Origin of the sequence: Lentzea sp. NPDC004782, assembly GCF_040609115.1 — a bacterium.
Classification (GTDB): domain Bacteria; phylum Actinomycetota; class Actinomycetes; order Mycobacteriales; family Pseudonocardiaceae; genus Lentzea.
The window spans coordinates 1-8,062 of the sequence record NZ_JBEXJN010000136.1 but is presented as its reverse complement, the minus strand read 5'-3'; the positions used below and the strand labels follow the sequence as shown (position 1 = coordinate 8,062).

General features: G+C 72.1%; 4 protein-coding genes. 2 read left to right on the top strand and 2 right to left on the bottom strand.

Features of this window, described 5'->3' with window-relative positions; all coding sequences use genetic code 11:
* Positions 1-206 (top strand): hypothetical protein (locus tag ABZV40_RS46045; RefSeq protein ID WP_355456455.1); only part of this gene is annotated, 206 nt, incomplete at its 5' end.
* Positions 184-3,258, top strand: coding sequence for a tetratricopeptide repeat protein (locus tag ABZV40_RS46040; protein ID WP_355456454.1), 3,075 nt, complete (start codon positions 184-186; stop codon positions 3,256-3,258). The genes ABZV40_RS46045 and ABZV40_RS46040, both read left to right, overlap by 23 nt.
* A 40-nt stretch (positions 3,259-3,298) precedes the next feature.
* On the opposite strand, the gene ABZV40_RS46035 is transcribed toward ABZV40_RS46040, so the two are convergent.
* A complete protein-coding gene (locus tag ABZV40_RS46035) occupies positions 3,299-5,875 on the bottom strand; it encodes a glycoside hydrolase family 9 protein (RefSeq protein ID WP_355456453.1) in 2,577 nt (858 codons plus the stop codon).
* 43 nt (positions 5,876-5,918) lie between these two features.
* Positions 5,919-7,910, bottom strand: coding sequence for a cellulose binding domain-containing protein (locus ABZV40_RS46030; protein WP_355456452.1), 1,992 nt, complete (start codon positions 7,908-7,910; stop codon positions 5,919-5,921).
* Positions 7,911-8,062: the final 152 nt, after the last annotated feature.

The following is an 8,062-nucleotide window of genomic DNA, read 5'->3' as shown; positions in this document are numbered from 1 at the left end:
CGGCCCCCCCCCCCCCCGCCCCGCACGACGGCTTCGACTGCGCCGACCGGAGCACGGTGACCGGACGGATCAGCCTGCGCCGCAACGGGTTTCACCACACCGCTACGATCACCGGATCGCCGGCGTCAGCGAGGGGTCTGGCGAACCGGTGGGTCTTTCTCGGTGCGGTGGAACAGGGACTGGATGGCGGGGCAGCGGGCGCCTGACGTCGTGCTCGGAGTGCTGGGGCCGCTCGAGGTGGAGGCGGGCGGCCTCGCGCTGGATCCCGGCGGGCCGCGGTTGCGGGCGATGCTCGCGCTGCTCGCGGCGTACGCGGGCCGTCCGGTGAGCGTGGCGATGTTCGTGTCGCAGCTGTGGGGGCCGGTGCCGCCGTCCGACGCGGAACGGACCGTCCGCACCTACGTCTCCAGGCTGCGCAGGGGCGTGGGACCGCTGGCCGAGCTGATCGTCACCCGCGCACCGGGGTACGTGCTGCTGGAACCGGAGGTCGTCGACGCGGTCCGGTTCCAGCGGCTCGCCAGGGAAGGGCACGCGGCGCTGGCGGACGGCGCCATCTCTCTCGCGCACGAGCGGTTGACCGCCGCATTGCGGCTGTGGCGGGGGACGGCGTACCACGAGTTCGACGGTGTCGCCGCGCTCGAGGCGGAGCGGACCCGGCTCGACGGCGTGCGTCTCGACGCCGTGCAGGGCCGGGTCGACGCCGAGCTGGCCGCCGGGGCGGGAGCGGAGCTGGTCACCGAGCTGACGGACCTCACCGCCGCGCATCCGGGCAACGAACGGCTGTGGGGACAGCTGATGACGGCCCTGTACCGCGCGGGCCGCCAGTCCGACGCCCTGGAGGCGTTCCAGCGGGCCCGGCGCGGGCTCGTCGAGCACGCCGGCGTGGAACCGTCACCGGTGCTGACGGGCATCCAGGAAGCGGTCCTCGCGCACGACACCCGGCTGCTGGCCGCGCCCGTGGCGGCTGCTCCGCGCCCGGCGCAGCTGCCGCCCGTGGTGGCGGGGTTCACCGGACGGCAGGCCGAGCTCGCGGCCCTGGACGCCGTCGCCGCCGCGAGAGAAGGCACGGTCGCCGTGGTCGCGGTCTGCGGCACGGCGGGCGTGGGCAAGACGGCGCTGGCCGTGCGCTGGGCCCATCACGTCGCCGACCGGTTCCCCGACGGGCAGCTCTACGTCAACCTGCGCGGCTTCGACCCCGCGGGCGCGCTGCCGCCGGAGGAGGCGCTGCACGGGTTCCTGACCGCTCTCGGTGCCGGCGCCGACCAGATCCCCGATTCCGCGCAGGCCCAGGTCGCGCTCTTCCGCAGCCTGACCGCGGGCAGGCGGATCCTCGTGGTGCTGGACAACGCGCGGGATGCCGCGCACGTCCGTCCGCTGCTGCCGGCCGAGCCGGGCAGCACGGTCGTGGTCACGAGCCGCGACGACCTCGTCGGGCTGGTGGCGCGCGACGGGGCCGGCCGCGTCGGGCTGGACGTGCTCGGTCACGCGGAGGCGGTCGCCCTGCTGCGCCTGCTGATCGGCGACCGGGTGGCCACCCCGGCGGAGCTCGACGGCCTCGCGGAGCAGTGCGCCCGGCTTCCGCTGGCGCTGCGCATCGCGGCGGAGCTCGTCGCTCGCCGCGGCCGCGTCGGTCTTGACGACCTGGCCGACGAGCGCAGGAGGCTGGACAGCCTGGAGGCCGGTGCCGACGCCGACACGGCCGTGCGCGCGGTGTTCTCCTGGTCCGAACGACACCTGCCGCCGCCGGCGAACCGGTTGTTCTGGTTGCTGGGCCTGCATCCCGGCCGCGACACCGACACCGCCGCCGTCTCCGCGCTCGCCGGCGCGGACGCCCGGTCGTTGCTCGACGTCCTGCACGGCGCCCATCTCGTCGAGCGGTCGGACACGGGCCGCTGGACCATGCACGACCTCCTGCGCGTCTTCGCCCGGGAACGCGCCGAGCAGCGGCTCACCGAGTCCGACCGCCAGGCCGCGTTGAAGAACCTCCACGAGCACTACCTCAACGGTGCCCTGGAGGCCACGGAGGTTCTTTACCCGGACGTGAAGCGGAGTGACGGCGCCGGTTCCCCGCTCACGGCCGCCGCCGCGAAGACCTGGCTGGACACCGAACGGGCCACCCTCGTCGCGATCACGCGCACGGCGTCCGGTGAGCACGCCGTCAGGCTCGCCCAGGCGATCGCGGGCCACCTGACCGTCGGCTACCACAACACCGACGCGTTCTCGGTGCACCAGCGCGCACTCGCGGAGGCGGAGGACCTCGGCGACCAGGCCCGCGCCCTGCTGGAGCTCGGGCGGGCCCACGCCCGTTCCGGCGCCTACAGCGAGGCCGAGGAGCACTACGTCCGGGCGCTGCGGCTGTTCCGGCGGCTCGGTGACCTGCCGGGGGAAGCCAGGACGTTGCAGGAGCTGGGCCACCACGAAAGTCGGCTGCGCCGCTACCACGACGCTCTCGCCAGCTACGGCCAGGCGCTGGCGCTGGGCCGGAAGACGGGCGACCGCGGCCAGGAAGCCGTTGCACTGGCCAGCATCGGACAGGTGCAGCACAGCCTCGGCCGGCGCGACGAGGCCGTCGAGTGCTACCGGCAGGCGGCCGAGATCTACGCGGAGATCGGCAAGCGGGTGGGGCAGGGCCGCATCCTCAACGACCTCGGCAGCGCGCTGCAGAGCCAGGGCCGGCTCGACGAGGCCCACGAACACCACCAGCAGGCGCTGCGCATCCTGCACGAGGTGGGCGATCGCGCGGCCGAGTCGGTGGCGCACACCGAACTCGGCCGGATCTGCTCGCGGTGGGGCCGCCACGCCGAAGCACTGGAACACCACCGGCAGGCGATCACGGTGTTCCGCGAGATCGGTGACCCCGTCGGCGAGACGGAGGTGCTCATCGACCTCGGCACCGCCCACGAACGGATGGGACGTCACCGCGAGGCGGCCGATCTGCACCAGCAGGCCGAGGCGCTCGCCGCGAAGCTCGGCGACCGGCAGCTGGAGTGCGCGGCGTTGAACGGACGTGGCCGCGCGGCCCGCGCGTCCGGCCGGGTGGCCGAAGCGCTGGTGTGCCACGAGCGGGCGCTGGGGCAGGCGCGGGAGATCTCCGACCGCGAGCAGGAGGCCCGGTCGCTGGACGGGATGGCGGCCGTGCGGGAGCGCACCGGTGACGCCGCCGAGGCACAGCGCCTGTGGGCGGAGGCCCTGGTCATCTTCGACGAGCTGGGCATGCCGGAGGCGGCGGTGGTGCGGGAGAGGTTGACGGCGGGGTGAGATGGTGGGTGTCTGTGCGGTCAGACACCCACCACCTCGGTCAGCCGGTCTTGCAGGCCTTCCCGTTGATCGTGAACGCGCTCGGATCAGCCCCGCCACCGGAGGCGTTGAATCCGAGGTAGACGGACTTGCCGGGCTCGACCGTGCCGTTCCACGGCAGGTTGGTCGCCGTCACGTCCTTGCCGTTCTGGCTCCAGTTCGCCGACCAGCCCGTGGTGATGCGCTGGGTGCCGGGGAACGCGAACCCGAGCTTCCACGACGTCCACGCGGTGGTGCCGGTGTTGGTGAGCGTCACGTGCGCCGACAGCCCGCCCTGCCACTTGTTGGCGTCGTAACCGACCGCGCAGTCCGACGCCGGGGTGGACTTGCCGGACTTCTCCGCCGCCCAGCCCGAAACCCAGGCCAGCGCGGAGTTCCAGTTCACCGCCACCTCGTTGACCGAGTAGGCGCCGATGTCGTCCACCCAGCACTTCTGCTGCGGGCAGCCGACGAGCAACCGCTGCGTCACCGGGTCCTGCAGGCCGCTGTTCGGGCCACCGGACAACGCGCCGGGCGGTGCGGTCGGCAGGCTCGCGTCGTTCTGGTGCGCCCAGAAGCGGTGGTGCACGTTGTGCACGGCCTGGTCGCCGTAGCCCGCCACGTACGAGGTGCTCAGCGGGTTGCGGCCGAGGAGGTAGTGCAGCGCCTCGAACACGCCGTCGCGGTACTTGGCCGTGCCGGTGAAGTCGTACGCCAGCGCGAGCACCTGGGCGTTGTTGAGGACCGTCGAGTTCGAGCCCCAGACGTAGCCGTCGGTGCTGTTGTCGTACGGCGTGGCGTAGCCCATCTGCGCCATGGCGGTCAGGTGCTGGTCCGCCACGGTGGCGAACGCGGACTTGATCGCCGCGACGTCCGCGGCGGGCAGGCCGTTCGGGACGAGGGCGAGCGTGATGTCACCGAGCGGTGCCGTGCCGCCCCAGTAGAAGCCCGCCCTGGTGAGGCTCGCCGCCTTGTAGTGCGGCGAGGAGGTCACGTCGGCGCGGTAGGCGGTGTCGCCGGTGGTCGCGTACAGCTCCGCCGCGGCCCAGTAGAACTCGTCCGTCACGGTCTTGTCGTCGTACGCGCCGCCGCCGACGTTGTCGTTGGGGTCGGCGAGCTTGGCCGGGTTCGCCTTGGCCGCCGCGTAGGCCTTGCGGGCCGCCGCGAGCAGCTTCGCGGAGTACGCGGCGTCGATGCCGCGCCAGAGCCGGGACGCCTGTGCCGCCACGGCGGCCAGGTTCAGCGTCGCCGCGGTGCTCGTGGCGGACAGCCGGCGCGGCTGGTCGTCCAGCTCCGGCCGGGTCGGCAGGGCCGTCCAGGCGGCGTCGTGCACCTTGTGGTGCGCCATGCCGTCCGGCGCCTGCATCTTCAGCAGGAAGTCGACCTCCCACCGGGCCTCGTCGAGCAGGTCCGGCACGCCGTTGGCCTTCTCCGGGATGGCGAGCGTGCCGTCGCGGAACGCCGAGGCGTCACCGACGCGCACCGCGCGCTCGTAGGAGTTGAGCAGCTGCCAGGCCGCGATGCCGCCGTTGACGACGTACTTGCCCTGGTCGCCCGCGTCGTACCAGCCGCCGCGCACGTCCAGCGTGTAGCCGCACGCGAGGTCCGCGCGGCACGGCACGTTGTTGTCGCCCTGGTTGGGCGCGACGTTCACGTGGCCGGCGGGACGCGCGTACTCGGTGCCGACGTACTGCGCGTCGATCGGGATTCCGCTGCGCTGGTGGTAGAAGAACGCCAGCGAGTCGTAGCGCAGCTTCTTGATCGGGTCGGCGGAGATGTCGAACGGGAAGCTGCTGTCCGCGCCGACGGACAGGGTGTAGCCGGTGCCCGGCGTGTCGAACGACGAGAAGTCGATCAGGTGCACCGAGTCGCCGGACGCCGCGTCGGCACCCTTCGGCGTGGTCTGTCCGGTGGCCACCGTCGCACCCGCGGAGTTCTTGAGCGTCCACGTCTGCGGCGTCGTCGCGGTGGAGACCAGCGTCGCGCGCTTGGGCAGGCCCGGCGCGTACGCCACCAGGTCGACCTGGACCTTCTTGGTGGGGTTGGGGGTCACGCCGCCGGGCGGTTTGACCCCGCCGACCAGCGAGACGTTGTCCACGCAGATCGTGTTGTCCGCGGCCTGACCGCCCAGCTGGAAGGCGACCTGGCCGTTGCCCGCGTCCGGGAAGTCCAAAGTGGACGTGAACGTGAACGTGAAGTGCTGTTTGGCCGTGGTGACCGCGAACTCCTGCTTGGCGATGCCGCGGTAGGGGCTCACGCTCTCGCCCGCCGCGGCGGCGATGGTCTGCGCGGTGGTGGCGTGCGCGTCGAACGAGAACGTGTAGGACTGACCGCTCTCGAACGGCACGCCGTTCTGACCGATCAGGGCGTCCCACGGGTTGGTCGTTCCCCCGGTGACGGCGGCGCACAGCTCGCCACCGGTCACCCGGTTGGTCACACCGGCGCTGCTCCACCAGGGATCGGCGGCGCCGCTGTCGAACTTCCCGTTGAGCACGCGTTCGTACTCCGCAGCCTCTGCGGTGCCCGCCGCCGGGAACATCGACGCGGTGAGCGCCGTGAGCAGGGCGGCGGCGAGCAGGCGTGGGGGTTGCGATTTCATGTGGTGAGGTTCTCCGTCCTCGTCGACGGGACTTTCCGGTGGTTCAACCGGTCTGGGTGCGGCAGGGCGTTCCGTTCAGGGTGAAGACCCCCGGTGGGATGTTCGGCCCGGTGTAGCCGCCGACGAACCCGACGCTGACGGTCGCGTTCGGCTCGGCGCGGGGCGATCCGGTGACGGTGACCGTGGTGCCGTTCTGGGTCCACGTCCCGTTCCAGCCGGAGTTCACCTTCTGGCGGCTCGTGGGCCAGTCGAACGCGAGCGTCCATCCTTCGAGGGCCTGCGTACCGGTGTTGGTGACGTCGATCGAGCCCACGAACCCGCTGCTCCAGTCGTTCACGTCGGACAGCCGGACCGCGCAGGTGCTCGACGCCGGGGCGCCGGTGGTGAGCGTCAGCGGGGGAGAGGACCACGACACCGCGCCCGCGGCGTCCCGCGCCAGCACGTTGACCGTGTACCTGCTGCCGGGGTTGAGGTTCCCGGCGGTGAACGACGTTCCGGGCGTCTCGCCCCACTGCTCGCCGACCGCGCCGAGCTGGCGGTGCACCTCGTACTTCACGGCCCCGGGAACGGCGGGCCAGGTGATCGTCGCGGTCCGGTCGGTGACCGCGCCCAGCACCGGTTGCCCCGGCGCCGCGGGGTGGTTCGCGGCCGTCGAGTGCAGAACGAGCGTGGTGATCGAGTACGGCGGCAGCGTCCGGCTGCGCGCGCTGCCGCCGACCGACGTCGTGATCGCGCCCGCGCCGTTGGTGAACGTGTGCACGGTCGGCGCGTCCGCGGACGGCGTGTAGCCGGCGTAGTCGATGGTGACCGTGCGCGTGTTGTCCGGGTCGGTGTTGAGCAGCAGCACGGCGAGGTCGCCGTTGGGCCGTCGTGCCGCGTGCGCCCGCACCGTGGAGGCGGAGCCCGCGCGGACCAGCTGGTCGCCGGGACGCGCGAACAGGCTCAGCATCCGCACCGCGTGGTACGGCGCGAAGGGCGTGTTCAACGGCGGTTCGCAGACGCCGTCGGACAGGCATCCGGCGCTGGAGAGCAGGCCGAAGTCGTCGTAGTCGGGCTGACCGGCCACGGTGGACGCCTTGCCGGGTCCGTTGTGGACGTTCCACCAGTCGACGTTGAAGACGCCGTTCTCCAGCAACGAGGTGTAGGCCTCGGCGGCGAACAGCGCGCCGGGCTGGGTGTTGCGGCCGTACGTCGCGTTCAGCTCGGTCACGGCGATGCCGAGGCGTCCCGAGTCCGGCCCGGCGAACCGGCTGATCTGCTGACGCAGCAGGTACATCAGGTCCGGCACCTGCTCCGCGCTCGCGACCGACTCCGGGTACCAGTGCACGATGACGAAGTCCACGTACGGGCCCGCGATCGACAGCACGGTCTGGTTCCAGCTCGCCGCGTCACCGGTGCCGACGATCGCGTCCGGCCAGTTCGCGGGCGTGGTGAGCACCGCGCCGACCTTGATCGTCGGGTCGGCGGCCTTCATCGCCTTGGCGTACTCGACGGTCTCCCGCGCGTAACCGGCCGGGCTCTTGTCGGGGTGGTTGTCGGCTTCCCAGTTGGAGCCGTAGTGCCCGTTGCCGTAGAGCTCGTTGCCGATCTCCCAGTACTTCACGCCGTAGCCCTTGACGACGTTGGCCGAGTGCACCCAGTCGGCGGCTTCCTGCGCCGTTCCGGTGCCGTAGTTCGCGATGATGATCGGCTGCGCGTTCGCCCTGCGCACGCCCGCCATGAACGTGTCGAAGTCCGTGTTCGGCGCGACGTAACCACCGGGCGCCGTGTGGTCCTTCCAGTGGTAGATGTCGCCGTACGACCCGCCGGGGTAGCGCATCATCCGCACACCGGCGTCGCCGAGCAGGTCGGACACCGCGTTCGTGCCGAGCTGGCTGTCCCAGACCGCGTGGTTCACGCCGAGCCCCGTGTCCGGCACGGTGGCCAGCCCCGCCCGCGCGTTGACCAGGACCGTCGCGTCCGGTTCGGCGGACGCCACGCCGGGCAGGCACGCCACGACGAGCGTGATGACCAGAAGGAGCCGGCGGCGTTGCATGCGCATCACGTCCTCGTGAAGGCTTCTGGGAGCGCTCCCAGAATCCAGATGCGTGCTCTGGTGGTCAAGACTGCGTTCGGAGCACTCGTCCCGGCTTCGTCGTGGTGGATGAAGGGCGCCTTCATCCACCTGAGGTCGATGAAGGCGCCCTT